This window comes from Ensifer sp. BR816, assembly GCF_000378985.1.
Classification (GTDB): Bacteria; Pseudomonadota; Alphaproteobacteria; order Rhizobiales; family Rhizobiaceae; genus Sinorhizobium.
This window is the reverse complement of sequence record NZ_KB905370.1, coordinates 5,322,891-5,343,005: the sequence shown is the minus strand read 5'-3', so window position 1 is coordinate 5,343,005 and position 20,115 is coordinate 5,322,891. Positions and strand designations below refer to the sequence as shown.

Annotated in this window: 16 protein-coding genes and 1 tRNA gene; 7 read left to right on the top strand and 10 right to left on the bottom strand. The window is 61.9% G+C overall.

Features of this window, described 5'->3' with window-relative positions; genetic code table 11:
* Nucleotides 1–9: 9 nt before the first annotated feature.
* Genes RHIBR816_RS0125645 through RHIBR816_RS0125630 form a run of 4 tightly spaced genes read right to left on the bottom strand, consistent with a single transcriptional unit; the run spans nucleotide 10 to nucleotide 4,484 of the window.
* Complete coding sequence (locus RHIBR816_RS0125645) at nucleotides 10–1,356, bottom strand: FAD-binding oxidoreductase (protein WP_018239463.1); 1,347 nt, start codon at nucleotides 1,354–1,356, stop codon at nucleotides 10–12.
* Nucleotides 1,353–2,873 carry an aldehyde dehydrogenase gene (locus RHIBR816_RS0125640; protein ID WP_018239462.1) on the bottom strand — a complete coding sequence of 507 codons (1,521 nt, stop codon included), beginning with the start codon at nucleotides 2,871–2,873 and terminating at the stop codon, nucleotides 1,353–1,355. Before RHIBR816_RS0125640 ends, RHIBR816_RS0125645 begins: the two co-directional genes overlap by 4 nt.
* Nucleotides 2,866–3,774: a dihydrodipicolinate synthase family protein gene (locus tag RHIBR816_RS0125635; protein ID WP_018239461.1), complete on the bottom strand. Its 909-nt coding sequence runs from the start codon at nucleotides 3,772–3,774 to the stop codon at nucleotides 2,866–2,868. The genes RHIBR816_RS0125640 and RHIBR816_RS0125635 overlap by 8 nt, the downstream gene beginning before the upstream one ends.
* Entirely contained in the window at nucleotides 3,771–4,484 is a 714-nt protein-coding gene (locus RHIBR816_RS0125630; protein ID WP_018239460.1) for a GntR family transcriptional regulator, read from the bottom strand. The genes RHIBR816_RS0125635 and RHIBR816_RS0125630 overlap by 4 nt, the downstream gene beginning before the upstream one ends.
* Before the next feature lie 511 nt (nucleotides 4,485–4,995).
* On the opposite strand from RHIBR816_RS0125630, the gene RHIBR816_RS0125625 reads away from it, so the two are divergent.
* Nucleotides 4,996–5,253 (top strand): hypothetical protein, encoded by a 258-nt coding sequence (locus RHIBR816_RS0125625; protein WP_018239459.1) that lies wholly within the window; start codon nucleotides 4,996–4,998, stop codon nucleotides 5,251–5,253.
* 31 nt (nucleotides 5,254–5,284) lie between these two features.
* Complete coding sequence (locus RHIBR816_RS0125620) at nucleotides 5,285–5,551, top strand: hypothetical protein (protein ID WP_018239458.1); 267 nt, start codon at nucleotides 5,285–5,287, stop codon at nucleotides 5,549–5,551.
* Between the two features lie 31 nt (nucleotides 5,552–5,582).
* On the opposite strand, the gene RHIBR816_RS0125615 is transcribed toward RHIBR816_RS0125620, so the two are convergent.
* Together RHIBR816_RS0125615 and RHIBR816_RS0125610 are read right to left on the bottom strand one after the other, a co-directional pair.
* Nucleotides 5,583–6,515: a DUF4238 domain-containing protein gene (locus RHIBR816_RS0125615; RefSeq protein ID WP_018239457.1), complete on the bottom strand. Its 933-nt coding sequence runs from the start codon at nucleotides 6,513–6,515 to the stop codon at nucleotides 5,583–5,585.
* Nucleotides 6,516–6,677: 162 nt separating this feature from the next.
* A tRNA-Thr gene (locus RHIBR816_RS0125610) sits at nucleotides 6,678–6,753 on the bottom strand.
* Nucleotides 6,754–6,907: 154 nt separating this feature from the next.
* Between RHIBR816_RS0125610 and RHIBR816_RS0125605 the strand changes: the two genes are divergently transcribed.
* Both RHIBR816_RS0125605 and RHIBR816_RS0125600 read left to right on the top strand, forming a co-directional pair.
* Nucleotides 6,908–7,678: an NAD kinase gene (locus RHIBR816_RS0125605; protein WP_018239456.1), complete on the top strand. Its 771-nt coding sequence runs from the start codon at nucleotides 6,908–6,910 to the stop codon at nucleotides 7,676–7,678.
* Between the two features lie 100 nt (nucleotides 7,679–7,778).
* Nucleotides 7,779–8,267, top strand: a complete 489-nt coding sequence (locus RHIBR816_RS0125600; protein ID WP_018239455.1) for a hypothetical protein — start codon at nucleotides 7,779–7,781, stop codon at nucleotides 8,265–8,267.
* A gap of 60 nt (nucleotides 8,268–8,327) precedes the next feature.
* Here the strand turns inward: RHIBR816_RS0125600 and prfB are convergent.
* From prfB to RHIBR816_RS0125585, 3 genes are all read right to left on the bottom strand, one after another.
* A protein-coding gene (gene prfB, locus RHIBR816_RS0125595) for a peptide chain release factor 2 (RefSeq protein WP_157628231.1) occupies nucleotides 8,328–9,459 on the bottom strand; the annotation gives its coding sequence in 2 pieces (ribosomal slippage) (nucleotides 8,328–9,389 and nucleotides 9,391–9,459; 1,131 coding nt in all).
* A 97-nt stretch (nucleotides 9,460–9,556) separates the two neighbouring features.
* On the bottom strand, nucleotides 9,557–12,010 hold the full coding sequence (locus RHIBR816_RS0125590) for a penicillin-binding protein 1A (protein WP_018239453.1): 2,454 nt from the start codon (nucleotides 12,008–12,010) through the stop codon (nucleotides 9,557–9,559).
* Between the two features lie 360 nt (nucleotides 12,011–12,370).
* Entirely contained in the window at nucleotides 12,371–13,543 is a 1,173-nt protein-coding gene (locus RHIBR816_RS0125585; RefSeq protein ID WP_052522751.1) for an N-acetylmuramoyl-L-alanine amidase, read from the bottom strand.
* A gap of 822 nt (nucleotides 13,544–14,365) precedes the next feature.
* Here RHIBR816_RS0125585 and RHIBR816_RS0125575 point away from each other — a divergent pair.
* A complete protein-coding gene (locus RHIBR816_RS0125575) occupies nucleotides 14,366–17,170 on the top strand; it encodes a ribonuclease E/G (protein WP_018239450.1) in 2,805 nt (934 codons plus the stop codon).
* 186 nt (nucleotides 17,171–17,356) lie between these two features.
* On the opposite strand, the gene RHIBR816_RS0125570 is transcribed toward RHIBR816_RS0125575, so the two are convergent.
* A complete protein-coding gene (locus RHIBR816_RS0125570) occupies nucleotides 17,357–18,514 on the bottom strand; it encodes a pyridoxal phosphate-dependent aminotransferase (protein WP_018239449.1) in 1,158 nt (385 codons plus the stop codon).
* A 227-nt stretch (nucleotides 18,515–18,741) separates the two neighbouring features.
* Between RHIBR816_RS0125570 and RHIBR816_RS0125565 the strand changes: the two genes are divergently transcribed.
* A complete protein-coding gene (locus tag RHIBR816_RS0125565) occupies nucleotides 18,742–19,509 on the top strand; it encodes a DsbA family protein (protein ID WP_026187421.1) in 768 nt (255 codons plus the stop codon).
* 149 nt (nucleotides 19,510–19,658) lie between these two features.
* Entirely contained in the window at nucleotides 19,659–20,105 is a 447-nt protein-coding gene (gene aroQ, locus RHIBR816_RS0125560; RefSeq protein ID WP_018239447.1) for a type II 3-dehydroquinate dehydratase, read from the top strand.
* The last annotated feature ends 10 nt before the right edge of the window (nucleotides 20,106–20,115 follow it).

The window sequence follows — 20,115 nt, the reverse complement described above, 5'->3', positions numbered from 1 at the left end:
GTCGACGGCTTAGCCCTCCCGACCAGCTCGCAATTCCTGCCAGCGGATGACCGAGTTGATGCCGAGCCAGGCAAAGGGCTCCGGCGGCAACTTGCTCGGGATCGGCTGATCCTTGTATTTCGCGAGAGGCCTGCTCTCTGTGTTGGTGGCGAGTTCCGCGACCATCATCCCTGCGAGCGTGCTCTTGACTGTTCCGAGGCCGTTCTCGCAGCAGGCGGAATAGAGCCCCTCCTCCACTTCGCCGAAGGCGGGAACATGATTCCTGCTGAGACAAAGTGCGCCGGCCCAGCTGAACTCGAGCGGCACGCGTTCGAGTCCGGGAAAACGGGCGTCAAAGGATCGCCTCTGCTCGGCCGCAATGCCGGCGATGCGCTTCGTGGAGACCTTGAGGCTCGGGTCGTAGGTGAAGCGCGTCCTGATCACGATGCGCGCGTGGCTGCCGCTGCTGATCTTCCTGACCGTCGCGCCCATCGGATCCGCCGGAAGCAAGGCCCAACGGTCGGCTCCGGTCGCCCGGCTGCCGAACTCCTTCGGCGAGAAGGCAGCCGTCATCGACGCGTAAGTGAAGATGTGCATCAGTCGACGGCGGAAATACCCGAAGCTCTCGACATGGCCATTTACGGCCAGGATCACCCTGGGTGCCATCACGCTGGCGCGGGTGGATTTCGCCTTCCAATCCTTTCCCTGCCGCGTCAGCTCAAGCACAGGCGAATGCTCGTAGAGTTCGATCTTGGGTCCGAGACCATGTGCCAGGCCACGGATATAGTCTGCCGGCTGGATCAACACCGCGCCCGGCGTGTAGAGGCCGCCAAGGTAATAGTCGGAGCCGGTGATGTCGCGCATGTGCTTTAGGTCGAGCAGTTCGTGCTTCTCGCCGATCCGCTGAAGCGAAGCGCCATAATTCCTGTTGAATTTCAGGCCTCGCTCGCTTGCCGCGGCGTTGATCTTGCCGGACGGATCGAAGGTCTCCTTCGACATCCCGTATTCGGCGGCAGCCTCCGCGGCGAATGCGATGGCCAGACGGTTCTGCTCCATTTCCAGCGCCGTCGCCTTCTCGTCGGCGACCGAATATTCGCCGGACGCGAGGTTATGCGGCACATCGATCATATAACCGGAGTTGCGGCCGGCCGTGCTCTTGGCAACTTCAGTTGCATCGAGCATGACGATCTTGTCGCCGGGTCTCAGTTGCGACAACCTCCGTGCGGTCGAAAGCCCCGCGAAGCCCGCGCCGATGATAAGCCAATCGGCGCGAACGTCGCTCTCAAGCGTCTGCAGGGGGAACCGGCGGGTGCTGATCGCCTCCCAGCCGGATCTTCCGGTATCGACGGGCAGTCGCTTGATGGTGTGATGGTTCATCGCACTGTCTCGTCGACGGAGCGCTCCGAGACGTCGATCCAGATCGTCTTCAGCTCGGTGTACTGGTCGTGCGCCCAGATGGACTTGTCGCGCCCGCCGAAACCGGATTCCTTGTAGCCGCCGAACGGCGTCGTCGCGTCGCCCTCGCCGAAGCAGTTGACGGTGACGACGCCGGCGCGGATCTCGCGCGACAGCTTGATCGCGTTGCGGAGACTGCCGGTGTAGACCGACGCCGTCAGGCCGTAGACCGTGTCATTGGCGAGCGTGATCGCCTCCGACAGGCTGTTGAACGTCGTGACCGACAGCACCGGACCAAAGATCTCCTCCTGGAAGAGGCGGCTGTCGCGACCAACGCCGTCGACGACGGTCGGCTCGACAAAGTTGCCGCCTTCCCGGGTGTCTCCGCCAAAGAGCAGCGAGAGCTTTTCGGTCTCAATATCGTCCAGGAAGGATTTCACCTTCTCGAAATGGGCCTTGCTGACCAGCGATCCGATACGGTTTTCCGGGTTGAGCGGGTCGCCCATCCGCCATTCCCGCATGTAGGCGCCGATGCGCTTCAGAAGCTCGTCCTTGACGTCGGCGTGGACAATCAGGCGCGAGGTCGCTGAGCAGTTCTCGCCCATGTTCCAGAAGGCGCCATTGACCACCTGCTCGGCGACGAGGTCGAGATCTTCGACGTCGTTCATGACGACGGCCGGGTTCTTGCCGCCGCATTCGAGCACGACGCGCTTCAGGTTCGAATCCGCGGCGTAGCGCAGGAAGCGCCGGCCGGTGGCGGTCGAGCCGGTGAAGCTGACCATCGAAACGTCCATGTGCATGCCGAGCGGCTCGCCGACATCCTTGCCGCTGCCGGTGACGACGTTGAAGACGCCGGCCGGAATGCCGGCTTCATGGGCGAGTTCCGCCACCCTGAGCGCCGTCAGCGTCGTCTCCTGCGCCGGCTTGACGACGACGGAGCAGCCCGCCGCGAGCGCCGGGCCAATCTTCCAGGCGAGCATCAGCAGCGGGAAGTTCCAGGGCAGCACCAGGCCGACGACGCCGATCGGTTCGCGCACGACCAGCGTCAGGGCGTTCGACCCGACAGGCGCTGTGTTGTCATAGATCTTGTCGATCAGCTCGGCGTGCCAGCGGATCGTGTGGATCGTATCGGGCACATCGATCGTCTGGACCTCGCGGATCGGCTTGCCGCTGTCGAGGCTTTCGAGCACGGCGAGTTCGTGGCGGTTGCGCTCGAGCAGCCTGGCGAACTTGAGCAGGACTTCCTTGCGCTCGCCGGGAGAGCGAAGATGCCAGCGGCCGTCTTCAAACGCCTGCTTGGCCTTGGCGACGGCAAAGTCGACATCGGAAGAATCGCAGGCGGCGATTTCTGTCAGAACGTCCCCGGTCGCCGGATTGGTCGTCTTGAAGGTCTTTCCGGATTGCGCAGGGCGGAAGGCGCCGTCGACAAAGGCGTTCGACGGATAGGACATCGACTTCGCGATCGCCGCATATTCCGCTACGGTCAGAAGATCATGCATAGTTGGCTCCCGATGTGATGTGGGCGACGGACCGCTTCAGGGTGGTGACGACGGTCTGCAGGGTTCGCTTTTCTTCAGAATTCAAGGGCCGCAGCGGTGCGCGCACTTCGCCGACGTTCAGTCCGTTCAGCTCGCAGCCGAACTTGATCGACTGGACGAATTTGCCGCATTCGAGGAAATCCATCAGCGGCAGCATCGCCGTCATGATGGCGCGGCCCTTGTCGAAGTTCTTCTCGATGACGCAGGCTTCATAGAGCGCGACGTGTTCGCGCGGCAGGAAATTGGAGCCGGCACAGACCCAGCTTTTCGCGCCCCACGCGAAGAATTCGAGCGCCTGGTCGTCCCAGCCGCAGGAGAGCGAGATGTGCGGAAACTTCCGGGCGAGCAGGTGCAGATTGCCCATGTCGCCGGAGCTTTCCTTGATCGCCACGACATTCCTGGACTTGCCGACACGGGAGAAATACTCGTCGCCCATCATCACGCCCATGCGGGCCGGATAGTTGTAGAGCATGATCGGCAGGTTGGCAGCGCGGTCGACGGTCAGCGCATGGACAGCGTTCTCACGCTCGGTCGGCAGCGCATAGGGCGGCGACGACACCAGGATCGCGTCGGCGCCGATCTCCTTTGCCGCCTTGGCGTACTCGACCGCATCTTCGGTGCGCGTCGCGCCGGTACCGACGATCAGCGGCAACCGTGTGCCGATGACCTCCTTGGCGTGGGCGGCCAGCTCGAAGCGTTCCTGCGCCGACTGGGCGTAGTATTCCCCGGTGGATCCGCCGACGATGATGCCGTGGACCTTGGCCTCGATCAGAGATTCGAGAACCTCCGCGAACCCCTTCTTGTCGATTATGCCATCGGTGTACGGGGTCACCGCAGGCGTGTAGATACCTTCGAACTTCAAGACAGTTTCTCCATCAACTGTGTGGCCGGGATATCGACCAGGGCGTCCGCCTTCAGGCCTTGCGGCGCTATGAACATCTCCATGTTCTCTCGCGAGAGTTCCCAGTGCTCGAAAACGAGATCGACGACCGCGTCCTCGTCATGCGCAGCAATCGCCGCAATGAACGCGTCGTGATGCTCGACGGCGGTGCGCAGCCGCTTTTCCATGTCTTCGTTGCGCGGGCGAAAGAAGGTGTGACCGATGCGCGCGTGGTCGATCAGCAGGCGGCTGAGGCTCGGCTGCAGGTAGACGTTGCCCGACATCTCACCCATGATCTCGTGGAACCGGTTGTTCTCCAGCACCATCGCAGGGGCGTCCCCGGTATCGGCCGCGGTGCGAAACCGCTCCTGCGTATCCTTCAGTTGCGCAAGCTGCCTGGGCTTGAAGTTCTGGACGGAGAGCCGACCGATCGCCGCATAGACCATCGGCGCGACCAGGAAGAAGTTCCTGAGAGTCGAATGGTTCATGGGCGCGACCCGCGCGCCGCGGTTTTCCCGAATCTCGACGTAACCCTCGCCCTCAAGACGGCGGATGATTTCGCGCACCGGCGTCCGCGACACGCCATACCGCTCGCTCAGGGCCACCTCGTCGAGATCCTCGTCGGGGTCGAGCTCCATCGTCAGGATTTGCCGCTTCAAATCTTCGTAGAGACCGTTCTTGCCGCTCTTCACGGGGACCTCCTCTGACACCGCTACAGTTGGCTTGGTCTGCACAATGTCGCAGCCGAAGAGCCTTGAGTCAAGAAAAATGTATTATCTTCGTATACATTAATTATAACGGTAAAATACAATGTGATAGTTTCACAGAGAAACGACAGCCAGGTGCGTCGTAGAATCCGGCGCATGCACGCGAGCGGAGGCATCACCTTCGACGGTGACAAGAGGCGTCGGCCGGCCTCCCCATTACGCGGGAGAATGCCGCCAGACGTACGGCAAATGGATCAATCCCAAGACGCCGCGCTTTGAGCGCCTGGTGCTCGCCATTGACCCACACAAATGACGGGGAAGAGGGCAAGCTGCAGCCGAACTGCAGCCCTTTCCGCTGGCGGCATCGGCGGTGGCTTGATTGCCATGAACATGAAGCCGTCGGAGTTCTCAGCCATCGCGCCGCACCTCACACCGCTTGCGGCGCCGCAAAGACTCACGGCAAGGTCGCACAACCCAAAGAAGGAGCCGACGGCGCATGCACAGCGAGAAAGAGACGAACCAGCTTGAAACCGCAGCCCTCGCCACGACCATGGCCCTGGCCGCCAAAGTGGTGCTTACTCTATGGATCGCCGGCCTGCGGCTGACGCCGGAGAATGCGGAGCAGGCATTGAGGCTGATCCTCGATCCGTCGCACGGCGCGACTGAGGGGCTCATTGAAGCGACATTGCCCGAGATCCGGCACATGCTTTCGGTCGCCGGGAAGCTTTCGCCACCGACCACGGGAACCGCCTGACCCAGCGCGGACGCCGGCGCACAAGCTCAAGATGAAGACGCCGCCGCCGCGCATCCGCTTCGCCACCCGCCGAATCGAGCGCCACCACAGGGAGGACGCCGCCGAGATTCTGGACCTCGTCCGCCGGATGCCGAAGCCAATGCAGGACGTCGTGGTGCGCCGGGCGGCGGGTAATGCCCTGGAAGAACGTCGGCACGGCGCTGCCCGACCGGGTCCACTTCTCGCTTCAGGACGACTGGGACGCCGCCGTTCGTCGCGTCTGGCTGGAGGCGGCGACAGCGTCAGGCGGCTGGTCTAGTGGCAAAACCGAACGTCTGCAATCCAGTTCGTTACTGGTGGCGTTCGGAAACACTGTCACGACGGCGTTGTACAATGCTTTCCATTAATCTCGGCTGTGGCGATTTCCCGAAACGATTCTCGACAAATCGTCGCTGGCTTTCGTCGAGGCCGTAAACGAACCGCGCCGCTGATTCGACGACTTGCCGATTACATTCTTTCACAAGGGCCACTTGGTCGGCCTTCAGAATGCTCTTAAGGAAGTTCGTGTCGTGGGAGCCGATGAAAAGCAAGCGCGGTCCGATCGGCAATGCGATGTGACCTCCTGCTCCCGCAAGGCTATCCGTCCGGATAATTGGCCGGTCAGAGGTTAGAAGCATCGGTGCGCGAGCGGGCGTCTGAAGTATACGCCAATGCATATTATTGATCTTGCCGCCGACACTGGCGTCGTCCACCAACGAGTAGAATATCTCGAACTGGTGCCGCTCTTTCTTGGCGAGCGACTGCCCAGCTAAGTATTCTGAAAAGGTCTTCGGATCGTCAGACCCACGCGCTGACTGATAGCGGGCCTCAGACTCCTCATCCGTACGACTGAAGTCCTCATGCCACCATTCTCGGAAAACCTCTATGTCCTCTGGGCAGCGGAGAAGCAGCGACAGAATAAAGCGCGTCCAGGCCGGTCGGCTGTGGCTTGTCCAAGGCGCTTGATGACCGTGGCGCTCAATCAAGTCGAGCGAATTCGATGCCCAAGTATCGACCGGCTTAAAGAAGCGCTCCTCGACTTGTTGTGCAAGCAAGGGCTCATAGCCTCTAAGCTCATAGAGTCGTTCTTCGTATCCCGTCCCCTCTGGCGTCACGCGTTTGACGGCAATGGCCTTGTACGGCTTAGTGAACTCAGTGACCTTGCCGTCCCCAGGGTCTCGCCAGCGCCGCAAATAAAAGGCAGGGATATAGTGGTGTTTGGTAGGTGGGTTCGCCAAGTTCATACCCCATACGTATCAAACTTTGACCCTAGCTAGATGCATAAACTATCCACAAAAAGCCAAATCACCTCGCTGCCGATCGTTAGCGGCCGCGTTAGCCCGGCGCGAAGCGCAGCTAACGCTCAATTAGGAGGCCGCACAAGCAACTGAAATAAAAGGGATTTTTGGTGCCCCCAGAGAGACTCGAACTCCCGACCTACTGATTACAAATCAGCCGCTCTACCAACTGAGCTATAAGGGCACGCTTGGACCACGGGAGTTACCATATTCTGACTCGGTGTAAAGCAAAAATGCGGACACCCTGAAATTTTCGGGTGCACTCGCCGCAGGGTCGTGCCAGAAAACCAGCACAGAATTGAACGGCGTGCCGCCGCAACGACAAACGGACTGAATGCATGACCCAGTTCAGCACACTCGCCTTCATTGCGTCGACGGCCGAAGAGGCGCAGAAAGCGGCGAAGGAACTCGGGGCGATATACGGCGACCACGATCCCGAGGACGCCGACGTGATCGTCGCGCTCGGCGGCGACGGCTTCATGTTGCACACGCTGCACAAGACAATGAACACCGGCAAGCGCGTCTACGGCATGAATCGCGGCTCGGTCGGTTTCCTGATGAACCGCTACAGTACCAAAAACCTGCGCGAGCGCATCGCCAGTGCCGTCGATAACGCCTTCCACCCCCTGGAAATGCGCACGGTCGACGTCAACGGCAACGAGTTCACGGCGCTCGCAATCAATGAGGTCTATCTCTTCCGGCAATCCTACCAGGCCGCCAAGCTCAAGGTCATCGTCGACGGGAAGGTGCGGCTTGATGAGCTGACCTGCGACGGTCTGCTGCTGGCGACGCCGGCCGGCTCGACGGCGTACAATCTCTCCGCGCATGGGCCAATCCTGCCGCTGGAGGCCCCTCTTCTCGCGCTCACCCCCGTCAGTCCCTTCCGGCCACGACGCTGGCGCGGCGCCCTGCTTCCCAATCGCGTCACCGTCGAAATCGAGATTCTCGAAGCCGACAAGCGGCCGGTGAATGCCGTCGCCGACCACCAGGAGGTCAAGTCGGTCGTGCGGGTGCGCATCGCCGAGTCGGAGAAGCTGACGGCCCGGATTCTGTCCGATCCGGACCACTCCTGGTCCGACCGCATTCTGACCGAGCAGTTCTCCAATTGAAATCTCACGTTGCAGACCGATATGGTATGCGGCAGACGCGGTCGTCGTTCGACGCTGCAAGCGGCGATGGCCACCCGACATTCGCTATGGATTTTCGCCAATGTACAAGACGCTGTTGATCGCGCTTTGCCTGGTCTTCGCCGCCGGCGCTCTGCGGGCTCAGGAAGGGGATATCGTACCCTCGAACGTCACTTTCGTGACGAGCACAGGCTATTGGGAGGACGGGGCCGGCGCAGCGCCGTCGGAGGCCCCGGCCGACGGCACCCAAGGGACCGCAGCCGCGCAGCGGGGCTACTACAAGCTGATTGCCGTTCGGCAGACGGACGGCACCGCACAGATCCATCTCCAGCAGATCGCATCGACACCGGCCGGCCCCAAGCTGGTCTCCTCCGCCGAACTCGAGGAATTCTCAGCGATGAAGCCTTTCGTCACCGACATTCGGCCCGAAACCTCGACCGGCATCACGCGACAGCCGGGAATGTTCGCGACCGTCCACCTGAAGACGGACCCATCCGCCACCGAACCGGAAGCCTGGACGGTGCTCATCGACGAAGTCGGCGACATCAAGATCGAGCGCGCGACGAACTGAACCCAAAAAAGAACGGCCGGGAAGCCCCGGCCGTTGATCTTACCTATCTCTCGGAAGAGGTCAGTTCAGGTCCTCGACGACCGCGTCCGCGCCGCCGCTGACGCGATGGGCGAGCGCCGCCTCCATGAACTCGTTGAGCTCGCCGTCGAGCACGTCGCCGGGGCTCGTGCTTTCGACGCCTGTCCTCAGGTCCTTGACCAACTGGTAGGGCTGCAGGACGTAGGAGCGGATCTGGTGACCCCAGCCGATATCGGTCTTCGAGGCGGCTTCGGCATTGGCTGCTTCCTCGCGCTTCTTCAGCTCGGCTTCGTAAAGCCGGGCGCGCAGCATGTCCCAGGCCTTGGCGCGGTTCTTGTGCTGCGAGCGCTCCTGCTGGCACTGTACGACGATACCGCTCGGCATGTGCGTGATGCGCACTGCGGAGTCGGTGGTGTTGACGTGCTGGCCGCCGGCGCCCGACGAACGATAGGTATCGATGCGGCAGTCGCCTTCGTTGATGTCGATCTGGATCGAATCGTCGACGACCGGGTACACCCAGATGGATGAAAACGAGGTGTGCCGTCGCGCGTTGCTGTCATAGGGCGAGATGCGGACGAGCCGATGGACGCCCGATTCCGTCTTCAGCCAGCCATAGGCGTTGTGGCCCTTGACGAGCAGCGTCGCCGACTTGATGCCGGCCTCTTCGCCGTCCTGGATTTCCAGGAGCTCCACTTTGTAGCCCTGGCGTTCCGCCCAGCGGGAATACATGCGGAGCAGCATGTTGGCCCAGTCCTGGCTCTCGGTGCCGCCGGCGCCCGAATGAACTTCGAGATAGGTGTCGTTCCGATCCGCCTCGCCCGAAAGCATGGCCTCGACCTGTTTCTTCGCTGCCTCGTTGCGCAGCTCACGCAACGCTCCCTCGGCATCGGTGACGATCGCCGAATCGCCTTCCTCTTCACCGAGCTCGATGAGTTCGATGTTATCGCTGAGCTGCTGCTCGAAGCGGCGCAGGCCCGTGATGCTGTCGTCGAGCTGCTGGCGCTCGCGCATCAGTTTCTGCGCCTCGGCGGCATCGTTCCAGAGCGACGGATCTTCCGCCTTGTTGTTCAACCAGTCCAGTCGTCTTACCGCCTGGTCCCAGTCAAAGATGCCTCCTCAGCAGGCTTATGGCCTGCTTGATTTCGTCGACAATATTCTCGATTTCGCTGCGCATGTTCCTGCTTCTTGATGTGGCCTGAGGAATGTCAGGGTCAAATAGCGATGCCCGCCGCCGAAGTAAAGGCGACGGGCATCGGTATCGAACGCAAGACTCAGAAGAGACCGTTGGAGCCGGAGGTCACGGCCTGGTTGGCCTGCGGAGAGTTCTTCAATATCTCCTCCGGCGGTGCATATTCATCGAGGTCGCCGATGACCGAGAAGGTTTCGGCAGGGCCTGTTCCCGGCTTGAAGGCTTCGATGATCGTGTCCGGCTCGCCCTCGACCGCCGCCATGCCGGTCTTGCGGTTGACCGGAATCAGGCTCATGCCTTCCGGCACCACGAACTTGCCCGGCTGAGTGCCCTTGATCGCCTCCTGCATGAAGGCGTTGAAGATCGGCGCCGACAGGCTGCCGCCTGTCGCACCACGGCCGAGCGGCGCCGGATCGTCGAAGCCGAGATAGAGGCCGGCGACGAGATCGGGCGTGTAGCCGACGAACCAGGCATCCTTCTCGTCGTTGGTCGTGCCGGTCTTTCCGGCGACGGGGCGATCCAGCTGGATCTTGCCCGCGGCCGTGCCTCGCGCGACCACGCCCTCCATCATCGAGGTGATCTGGTAGGAGGTCATCGGGTCGAGGACCTGCTGGCGGTTGTCGGTCAAGACCGGCTCTTCCTGCTCGGCCCAATCGTCGGCGTTGCAATTGTCGCAGGTGCGGTCCTCGTGGCGGAAGATGGTCTTGCCGTAGCGATCCTGAATCCGGTCGATCAGCGACGGTTTGATCTGCTTGCCGCCATTGGCGATAACCGCATAGGCCGACACCATGCGCAGCACCGTCGTCTCGCCGGAGCCGAGCGACATGGAAAGGAGCGGCGGCATCTTGTCGTAGATGCCGAAGCGCTCGGCATATTCGGCGACGAGGTTCATGCCCATGTCGTTGGCAAGCCGCACCGTCATCAGGTTGCGGGACTTCTCGATGCCGAGCCGCAGCGTCGAAGGCCCGGCCGAGCCGCCGCCGTAGTTTTCCGGCCGCCACACCTGACCGCCGGCGACGATCTCGATCGGCGCATCGAGAATGACCGAGGCCGGGGTATAGCCATTGTCGAGGGCTGCCGCATAGACGAAAGGCTTGAAAGAGGAACCGGGCTGGCGCATCGCCTGCGTAGCGCGGTTGAACTCCGACTGGCCGTAGGAAAAGCCGCCGACCATCGCCAGCACGCGGCCCGTATGCGGGTCCATCGCCACCAGGCCGCCCTGAACCTTTGGCGGCTGGCGCAAGCGATATTGCCCTTGCGCCTCGAGCGGCTCGACATAGACGACATCACCGGGGCCGACTGCACCCTCGGGAGACTTCGCCGTCTTGCGCTGGCCGCCGGCAGAACGATAGGCCCATTGCATGTTCTCCGCGGAAATATGTCCGGTGACGCGTTCCGGGACGATTTGGCCGGAGGCTTCCTTCTCCGGCTGGATGCCGATCTCGGCGCCTTCGCTGTCGACGGCGAGCACGACGGCGAGCTTCCATTCCGGCACGTCGTTGAGTGCCGGGACCTTGCTCAGCGGCTCGCCCCAATCACCACCGATCTCGATCGTCTTGATCGGTCCGCGAAACCCGCGGCGCTCGTCATAGCTCAAGAGCCCATCCTGCAGCGCCTTGCGCGCAATGATCTGCAGGTGAGGATCGAGCGACGTGCGCACCGAAAGGCCGCCTTCGTAAAGAGCGTTGTCGCCATATTTCTGGATGATCTGCCGGCGGACCTCTTCGGCGAAGTAGTCCGACGCGAACAGATGCGCACCGCCGCGGCGCGGCGTCACGCCGAGAGGCTGTTTCTTCGCCTCCTCTCCATCCGGTTTGCTCACATAGCCGTTCTCGACCATGCGGTCGATCACCCAGTTGCGGCGCTCGATCGCCGCTTCGGTCTTGCGGAACGGATGATAGTTGGCCGGTCCTTTCGGCAGGGCCGCAAGATAGGCCGCCTCGGCAACGGTCAGTTCCGTGACGGACTTGTCGAAATAGGTCAGCGACGCACCGGCAACGCCGTAGGAATTCAGACCGAAGAAGATCTCGTTCAGATAGAGCTCGAGAATGCGATCCTTGCTGTAGGCCTGTTCGATGCGGAAGGAGAGGATCGCCTCCTTGATCTTGCGGTCGTAGGTCTGGTCGGAGTTGAGCAGGAAGTTCTTCGCCACCTGCTGGGTGATCGTCGAGGCACCGACCGGACGCCGGCCGGAGCCGAAATTCTGGAGGTTGACGGTGATGGCGCGGGCAAGCCCGGTGACGTCGATGCCCGGATGCTGGTAGAAATTCTTGTCTTCGGCGGAAATGAAGGCCGCCTTGACGCGATCCGGTATGGCCTGGATCGGCAGATAGAGACGGCGCTCGCGCGCATATTCGGCAATCAGAGCACCATTTCCGGCGTGAAAACGGGTCGTGACCGGCGGGGCATATTTCGCAAGCACCTCGTAGTCGGGCAAATCCTTGGTGATCGCCCCGAGATAGATCGCGACCACTGCGGCAACGCCGAGCAGCAGAAACGCACCAACGCCGAAAAAATATCCAATCAGTCTGATCATCAGCCGGATACCGGTACCTTATTGTCCCATTGCCGGGTCGCCATTCGAAAGACCCACTTTCACAAGCCAAGTGTCCGCCCCGGGCTCCTTCGTCAGAGATCGCCCGGTACGACAGCTGCACGCTTCGCGGGTTCCCTCATATGGCGAGGAAACTCAAGCTTCAACATCGTTTCCCAACAAATCGGGACGCCCTTCCCCCAAAAGGCCCGGATTGTGAGTAAAATAGGGCTGGTGTTCGGTTATAGTGTGCGCATCTCGCCGAAAAGCATATCGCTGTTACGCCGGCGACACAAATCACTTCCGGCGCTGTCTGCCACAGACGCGCTTCTACGCGGCACGCTGCGCTTCTACGCGGCACGCTCATCCGCCGTTCGCGACCGCCGTCTGGCGATAGCCTCGAACGGCGACGGCCAGCAATTCCGATACCCTCTTGCGCCACTCCGGATCGAGCAATTGCTTCTCGTCCTCCTTGTTCGACAGGAAGCCGAGTTCGAGCAGGATCGAAGGAACGTCCGGCGCCTGCAGCACGCGGAAGCCGGCATGGCGGTGGGGATTGTTGATCAGCTTGATCTGGCCTTCGAAGGAGGAGACGACACTTCGCGCGAGATTGACGGAAAAGGCCTGGGTTTCGCGGCGGGTGAGATCGATGAGAATGTCGGCGACCTCGGCCGGTTCGCTTTCCAATGGTATGCCGGCGATCTCGTCGGACAGGTTCTCGCGCGCCGCCAGATCGGCCGCCAGATGGTCGGATGCCTTGTCGGATATCGTATAGACCGTGGCGCCGCGAATATCCTTCTGCTTCAGCGTATCGGCGTGGACCGAAATGAACAGGTTGGCGCCTCTTTGCCGGGCGATCTGGACGCGCTGCGGCAGTGAGAGGAATTCGTCGCCGTCCCGCGTCAGGAAGGCCTCGATGCCGGCCTCGCGGTTGAGCGTCGCCGCCAGGTCCCGCGCAAAATCGAGCGTAACGTGTTTCTCCTCCGTCTTGGTGACGATGCCGATCGCGCCGGTGTCGATCCCCCCATGCCCGGCGTCAACAGCGACCACGAACGTGCCGGCCGGGCTTGCCGGCGCAAGGGCGGGGCGATCGGTCTTGGTGGTGCGAACCGTTCCCGTCCATTGCTGATCGCCCAGGAGCTTGGCGAAACGGGCGCTATCAACCCTCTCGGCATCGATGATGAGGCGAAAGCCCTTACCGTCTTCCTCCGGCTTCACCTCAGCGTGGGTCACTTCGGTCGGCCCTTTGGCGGAAAGCACCAGCCGAGAGGCCCCTGCCCCCATCCCGCCATAGCGAATGGCGTCGAAGAGGCCCCGTGGTTCCAGGCTTTCCGGCTTCAGGCCGAAGGACGTTTCCGGCAGGTCGATGATGACACGCACCGGATTTGCGACGTAATGAATGGAGAATTCGGGGGTGCGATCGAATTCGATCACGAGGCGCGTGCGCGCATCGTCGCCGGCGACTCGCGCGCCATAGGCCAATAGCGGCGTAGCCCCATCCGCGGCCCGGCTTGCGAGCGGCAGCAGCACTGCCATCGCGGCAAGCAAGGCGGCGATGGCCGGCCTGACCCAGCGCGACAACCCTTTCGCCAGCGACCAATGCAGATCTGTTGCGGAATGCTTCACCCGGGCTCCCCCATCGTCATTCGAATCGGCGCAAGGCCCCAGGGACCGCGACCATCACGACGCACCAATGAACTTTCATGGTTAACCAAACCTTGACGCGACGCCACCGAAAGCGACGCCTGCAGCATGGTCTGAAACCGATCGGATGCTCGCCGAACACCCGATTTCACCCGGGCAAGCGAATCGATCAATATTGTGGCGGCAAAGGCTTTTCCCTTGCCAATGTGACATAGAAAACATAAAAGCGTCACAAGGAGAAAGTGTTGACGGGATAGAATCGTCGGCCGGGCAGCCGGAGCTTTAGAGAAGCTTGGCGCCAGGGAAGTGATCGAGCCGGAACAGCCGGTTGCAACCGTATCATGCTTCCGCGGCCGCAGGTATTCATCCGCCGTCGCTGCATTTCCTCCCGTACACTGGATCGCAATTTCCGGCGGTGGCCGGAGTTCTTGATGGTGATTTTCACCGACTGCCCGCAAGCGGGCGTATTCATCGGGCCTCCCCTCGAGGCCCAGGACATTGGCATTCTTGTTTGGTCTTTGATGTGACTCAGCAGTATCGGTCAGAAGTAAAGAGGCCCCGGGACGGAATCGTTCCGGCTGCCGTCTGGCTGCTGCACCATCACCTGCGCCAAACAGGACCTTTCACATCCGGCGCAGCTTCCGACGTGTTCGACAGCCTTCCAAGCGAAGTGCCTCTGTCTGCCGTTCCTCTGCGCCGAGGAGCAAAGCTTAGATGGCAGAGAAAATGCTTATCGATGCGTCTCACTCAGAGGAGACGCGCGTCGTTGTCGTTCGCGGGAACCGCATAGAAGAATTCGATTTCGAATCGGAACATAAGAAGCAAATCCGCGGCAATATCTATCTGGCGAAGGTGACCAGGGTGGAGCCGTCGCTCCAGGCGGCCTTCGTGGACTATGGCGGCAATCGCCACGGCTTTCTGGCCTTTGCCGAAATTCACCCCGACTACTACCAGATCCCCCTCGCCGACCGACAGGCGCTGTTGAAAGCGGAAGCCGAAGAGGCCCGCCGCGAGGACGACATCGAGCCGGTCGAAACGGCAAACGACAAGACCGCCGCGCCGACGAAAGACGAGGCTGCAGAGGCCGAAGCTGCCGAGGCAATCGAGACACCGGAAGCGGTAACGGAAATCAACGCGGACGCAGAGGCGGAGAAGGCCAAGGAGAAACCCAAGGCCAAGCCGAAGCGCACGCGTCGGACGAAAGCCAAGGCCAGCGAGCAGACGGAAGAGGCGCAGAGCGACGCCGAAGCCGGCGAAGGCAGCAGCGGTGAAATGGCCGCGATGGTCGACGTCGACTCGATCTCCGAAGACGTCGATGCGCGCCGTCGGCGTGACGACGACGACGATGACGACGGTCATGACGGCGAGAAGGAAATCATCGAGTCCGTCGGCGCCGAAGACGCGATGGAAGAGGTTCCGGACCGGCAGGTCCGCAAGCCGCGGAAGCAGTATCGCATTCAGGAGGTGATCAAGCGCAGGCAGATCATTCTTGTTCAGGTCGCGAAGGAAGAACGCGGCAACAAGGGCGCCGCACTCACCACCTATCTTTCGCTTGCGGGCCGTTACTCGGTGCTGATGCCGAACACAGCACGCGGCGGCGGCATCTCCCGCAAGATCACCAACCTGCAGGACCGCAAGCGCCTGAAGGAGATCGCCCGCGGGCTCGACGTGCCGCAGGGCATGGGCGTCATCCTGCGGACGGCCGGCGCCAACCGCACCAAGGTCGAGGTCAAGCGCGACTTCGAATATCTGATGCGCCTGTGGGAAAACGTCCGCACGCTGACGTTGAATTCGACCGCCCCCTGCCTCGTCTACGAGGAAGGCAGCCTGATCAAGCGCTCGATCCGCGATCTCTACAACAAGGATATCAGCGAGATCATCGTTTCCGGTGAAGAGGGATACAAGGAAGCCAAGAGCTTCATGAAGATGCTGATGCCGAGCCACGCGAAGGTCGTGCAGCCCTATCGCGACGTGCATCCGATCTTCTCGCGTTCGGGCATCGAAGCCCAGCTCGATCGCATGCTGCAGCCGCAGGTGACGCTGAAATCCGGCGGCTACATCATCATGAACCAGACCGAAGCGCTCGTTTCGATCGACGTGAACTCCGGGCGCTCCACCCGCGAGCACTCGATCGAGGATACCGCACTTCAGACCAACCTGGAGGCGGCCGAGGAAGTTGCGCGGCAGCTGCGCCTTCGCGACCTCGCCGGCCTGGTCGTCATCGACTTCATCGACATGGAGGAAAAGCGCAACAACCGCGCTGTCGAGAAGAAGCTCAAGGATTGCCTGAAGAACGACCGGGCGCGCATCCAGGTCGGCCGCATCTCGCATTTCGGCCTGCTTGAAATGTCGCGCCAGCGCATTCGCGCCTCGGTGCTCGAAAGCACCATGCAGACCTGCCCGCATTGCAATGGCACCGGTCATGTCCGTTCGCAGTCTTCCGTCGCGCTGCACGTCCTGCGCGGGATTGAAGAGCATCTGCTCAAGAACACCACGCACGACATCACTGTCCGCACGATCCCGGAAATCGCGCTTTATCTGCTCAATCAGAAGCGCGGCACGATCACCGACTATGAACGTCGCTTCGGCGTTTCCATCATCATCGAGGCCGATGCCCATGTGGGCGCGCAGCACTTCGCGATCGACCGGGGAGAACCGGTCGAGAATCCGGTGAGGATCGAACAGCTCCTGCATTTCGCGCCTGAGCCGGAAGAAGACGACGACGACGTCGTCATCGAGGAAGATCTGGGCGAGGAAGAAGCGGAAGAAATCACCGCCGAACGCCGGGAGCAGCCTCAGCCACAGCAGTCCGACGATCAGAGTGGGCGCAAGCGCAAGCGCCGCCGCCGCCGCAGGGGCAAGGGCGCCGGCCAGACACCGGAATCGGTCGCGGCCGAATCCGAAGACATGACCGATGGCGCGGCTGACGAAGGCGACGAGGCCGAAGACGAAGGCGAGGCTGAGGACGGCGTAACGGCAGACGGCGATCAGAAGCGCAAGCGTCGCCGTCGCGGCAAGCGCGGCGGCCGTCGCAACCGGCCGGAACTGGAGGCCGAGGGTGAAGCCGCTCTTGCGGCGGAATCCGGCGAAGAGCCGGCTGATGCCGAGGAAGCGGCAGCGGTAGAAGAGCCGGATGTTGCCGCAGCGGCGGCCATCGAACAGGTCGCGGATGCGGCGCCAGTCGACGCCGAGACCCCGGCAGCAGAAGCAAAGCCGGCGAAGCCGGCAAAGCCGAAGCGCAGCCGCAAGAAGGCCGTTGAAATCGAGGCAGCGGCGGAAAATGCCGACGCGGCCGCTGAACAGGCCATCGAAGCGGGCCCGGACGAAACTGTCCCCGCGGCGGTGGAAGAAGCGGTCGCAGACCTGGAGGCAGCCAAGCCCGCGCGCGCAAATCGCGATCTGACGACGATTGCCTCCGAACCCGTGGTCACATCGAATGTGGCCAAGGCCGACAGCACCGAAGAAGAGGCAACCAAGCCGAAAAAAGGCGGATGGTGGCAGCGCCGCGGCTTCTTCTGAGAAAGCACAGGCTTACCAAACGAAGGGCCCGGAGCATTCCGGGCCTTTTTGTTGCGGCATGCCTCCAATCGACCTCGATTTAAGGAGGCATGCAGCAATTCAAAGTGATACAGCGACCTTTGCGCGTCTGATATGACGCGCGGCGCTGTAGTGACGGTCGATTGCCGCGCCCGATCCCGAAGGCGGCTATTTCAACCAATGCGCAATGCGGTCCATCGCTTCAGCCATCTCGGCCGTTGAACCGGCATAGGAAAAGCGCATCGTGCGATGCCCCTCGAGCGGATCGAAATCGAAGCCGGGCGTCGCCGCGACGTTGATCTCGGCCAGCATCCGACGGGCAAAGGCCATGCTGTCATTGGTGAAGCGGCTGACGTCGACATAGGCATAGAAGGCGCCGTCCATCGGCGAAGCGATAGAGAGGCCCATCTCCGGCAAGCGCGTCAGGAGAAGATCGCGATTGGCGGCATAGGTCCGCTTGTAACCATCCAGTTCCTCATGCGCCCCGAGGGCCGCCTCCGCGGCAATCTGCGACAGCTCCGGCGGCGAGATGTAGAGGCTTTGGGCGATGCGTTCGAAGACACGGATCTGATCGTCCGGCAGCACCATCCAGCCGATGCGCCAGCCGGTCATGCAATAGTACTTCGAGAACGAGTTGATGACGACCGCATCCGCGGCGATCTCCAGTGCGGAGGTCTCCTCACCGGAAAAGGTCAGCCCGTGATAGATCTCGTCGGAGATGAAGGCGATCGATTGCGCGCGGCAATAGTCGGCAAGCGCCTTCAGGCGCGCCTTCCCCGTGACGGTGCCGGTCGGGTTTGCCGGACTGGCGAGAAGCACGCCCTTCAGCGGCTTGCCGGCTTGCACCGCCGCCTGCTCGAGGCTTTCGGGCGTCAGCGTAAAACCTGTCTCGGCAGTCACTTCGATCTCGACGACGCGCAGACCGAGTGCGGCCATGATGTTGCGATAGGCAGGATAGCCGGGACGGGCGATGGCGACGCAATCGCCCGGATCGAAGAGAGCCAGGAAGGCCAGATTGAAGCCCGCCGATGATCCGGTGGTGATGGCGATCCGCTGCGGATCAAGGTTGATCCCGTGGCGGTTCTGATAGTGCGCGGCAATAGCCCGCTTCAGCGAGAGGGTGCCGAGGGCGTCGGTATAGCCGAGACGGCCGTGCTCCAGCGCCCGCCGCGCCGCTTCGAGTGCAGCTTTCGGGGCGGGATGGGCCGGCTGGCCGACCGCCATCGAAATGACGGGATGACCGGCATCACGGCGACGCGTCGCTTCCGCCAGGACATCCATGGCATGGAAAGGTTCGACGGCGCTGCGTTTCGACGTCTGTGCCAATGGCTGATCCTCATGAAGTTGGCTGGCGTCCCGCCCCTTTGCCCTATCGCATTATCCTTCACAAGTATGGGAGCGCCGCAATTCGGCCGATTTTGCCGTTTCGTTTCGCGCCCGCGCACCCTATGCTCGCATACGGCGGCGCAGGCTCGCTACCGTCATTCGAAGATGCGTTGACGCGGCCGTGCGAAATGGGCGACAGACGGATACGAGAAGACAACGAGGGAATGATGACGTTCAAGAAAAAGATGATCGCCGCCGGAACGCTGATTGCGCTCGCAACCGGCATCGCCCTGCCCCAATCCGCCGCGGCGCTCGACGCAAAGCAAAAGGAAGAGATTGGCGCCTTCATCAAGGAATATCTGATCGCCAACCCGGAGATCATGCTGGAAGTGCAGGAAGCACTTTCCGCCAAGCAGCGGGCGAAGCAGCAGGAAGCATCCCAAGCCGCGATCGCCAACAACGAGAAGGCGATCTTCAATTCCGCCTACGACGTGACGCTCGGCAACCCCAAGGGCGACGTCACGATCGTCGAATTCTTCGACTACAATTGCGGCTACTGCAAGCGGGCGCTCTCGGACATGGATGAGATCCTCGCAAACGACAAGAACGTCCGTTTCGTCTTGAAGGAGCTCCCGATCCTCGGCCCCGATTCGCTTGCCGCCCACAAGGTCAGCGCCGCGTTCCGCGCGATCGCACCGGAGAAATATGGCGACTTCCACCGCGCCCTGCTCGGCGCCGAGGAGCGGGCCACCGAAGAAACGGCGATCGCTGTCGCCGCCAAGCTCGGGGTTGGCGAAGAGCAATTGCGCGGGAAGATGGAAGACGACCCGAATGACGCCTCGCTGCGCGAAGCCTACATGCTCGCCAACGATCTCGGCATTACCGGAACGCCGTCCTATGTGATCGGTAGCGAGGCCGTTTATGGGGCAGTCGGCGCCGCCGACCTCACCGGCAAGGTCGCCAACATGCGCGAATGCGGCAAGACCGCCTGCTGACCCAAACGCCGAAGCGGGACGCCTCGATGCCGCTCTCGCCCACCTATCAGCCTATGACTTGTGGACAAATCCCCTGGGAACCCGAGGGGCTTTCCCTCGCCGAACCATCGGTCTATAGGTAACCTCCCATCATTGGACCGGAATCCCTTATGCCCTCGACGATTTTTGTGCTGAATGGCCCAAACCTGAATGCCCTCGGCAAGCGCGAACCAGGCATCTACGGCGGCCAGACCTTGGCCGACATCGAGGCGATGTGCAAAGCGGAGGGGAAGCTCCTGGGCTTCGACGTCGATTTCCGCCAATCGAACATCGAGGGCGTACTGGTCGACTGGCTGCACGAGGCAGGCGAAAGGGCCGCCGGCGTCGCCATCAATCCGGCCGCCTATGGGCACACCTCGATCGCCATGCACGATGCCATTCGCGCGATCGCCGTTCCCGTCGTGGAACTGCATCTTTCCAACATCCATGCGCGCGAAGAATTCCGCCACAAGTCGATGATTGCGCCGGCCGTCAAGGGCGTGATCTGCGGCTTCGGCGCGCAGAGTTACATTCTGGCGCTGCATGCGCTAAAGAACCTGACAAACACGTCGAAATAAGAAGTACACG

What these genes read in the sequence shown, in the direction of transcription:
- RHIBR816_RS0125600 (WP_018239455.1), top strand. Translation starts at nt 7,779, where the DNA reads ATGTACAAGACGCTGTTGATCGCGCTTTGCCTGGTCTTCGCCGCCGGC.
- aroQ (WP_018239447.1), top strand. Translation starts at nt 19,659, where the DNA reads ATGCCCTCGACGATTTTTGTGCTGAATGGCCCAAACCTGAATGCCCTC.
- RHIBR816_RS0125605 (WP_018239456.1), top strand. Translation starts at nt 6,908, where the DNA reads ATGACCCAGTTCAGCACACTCGCCTTCATTGCGTCGACGGCCGAAGAG.
- RHIBR816_RS0125585 (WP_052522751.1), bottom strand. Translation starts at nt 13,543, where the DNA reads ATGGCAGTGCTGCTGCCGCTCGCAAGCCGGGCCGCGGATGGGGCTACG.
- RHIBR816_RS0125645 (WP_018239463.1), bottom strand. Translation starts at nt 1,356, where the DNA reads ATGAACCATCACACCATCAAGCGACTGCCCGTCGATACCGGAAGATCC.
- RHIBR816_RS0125565 (WP_026187421.1), top strand. Translation starts at nt 18,742, where the DNA reads ATGACGTTCAAGAAAAAGATGATCGCCGCCGGAACGCTGATTGCGCTC.
- RHIBR816_RS0125620 (WP_018239458.1), top strand. Translation starts at nt 5,285, where the DNA reads ATGAAGACGCCGCCGCCGCGCATCCGCTTCGCCACCCGCCGAATCGAG.
- RHIBR816_RS0125640 (WP_018239462.1), bottom strand. Translation starts at nt 2,873, where the DNA reads ATGCATGATCTTCTGACCGTAGCGGAATATGCGGCGATCGCGAAGTCG.
- RHIBR816_RS0125590 (WP_018239453.1), bottom strand. Translation starts at nt 12,010, where the DNA reads ATGATCAGACTGATTGGATATTTTTTCGGCGTTGGTGCGTTTCTGCTG.
- RHIBR816_RS0125575 (WP_018239450.1), top strand. Translation starts at nt 14,366, where the DNA reads ATGGCAGAGAAAATGCTTATCGATGCGTCTCACTCAGAGGAGACGCGC.
- RHIBR816_RS0125615 (WP_018239457.1), bottom strand. Translation starts at nt 6,515, where the DNA reads ATGAACTTGGCGAACCCACCTACCAAACACCACTATATCCCTGCCTTT.
- RHIBR816_RS0125625 (WP_018239459.1), top strand. Translation starts at nt 4,996, where the DNA reads ATGCACAGCGAGAAAGAGACGAACCAGCTTGAAACCGCAGCCCTCGCC.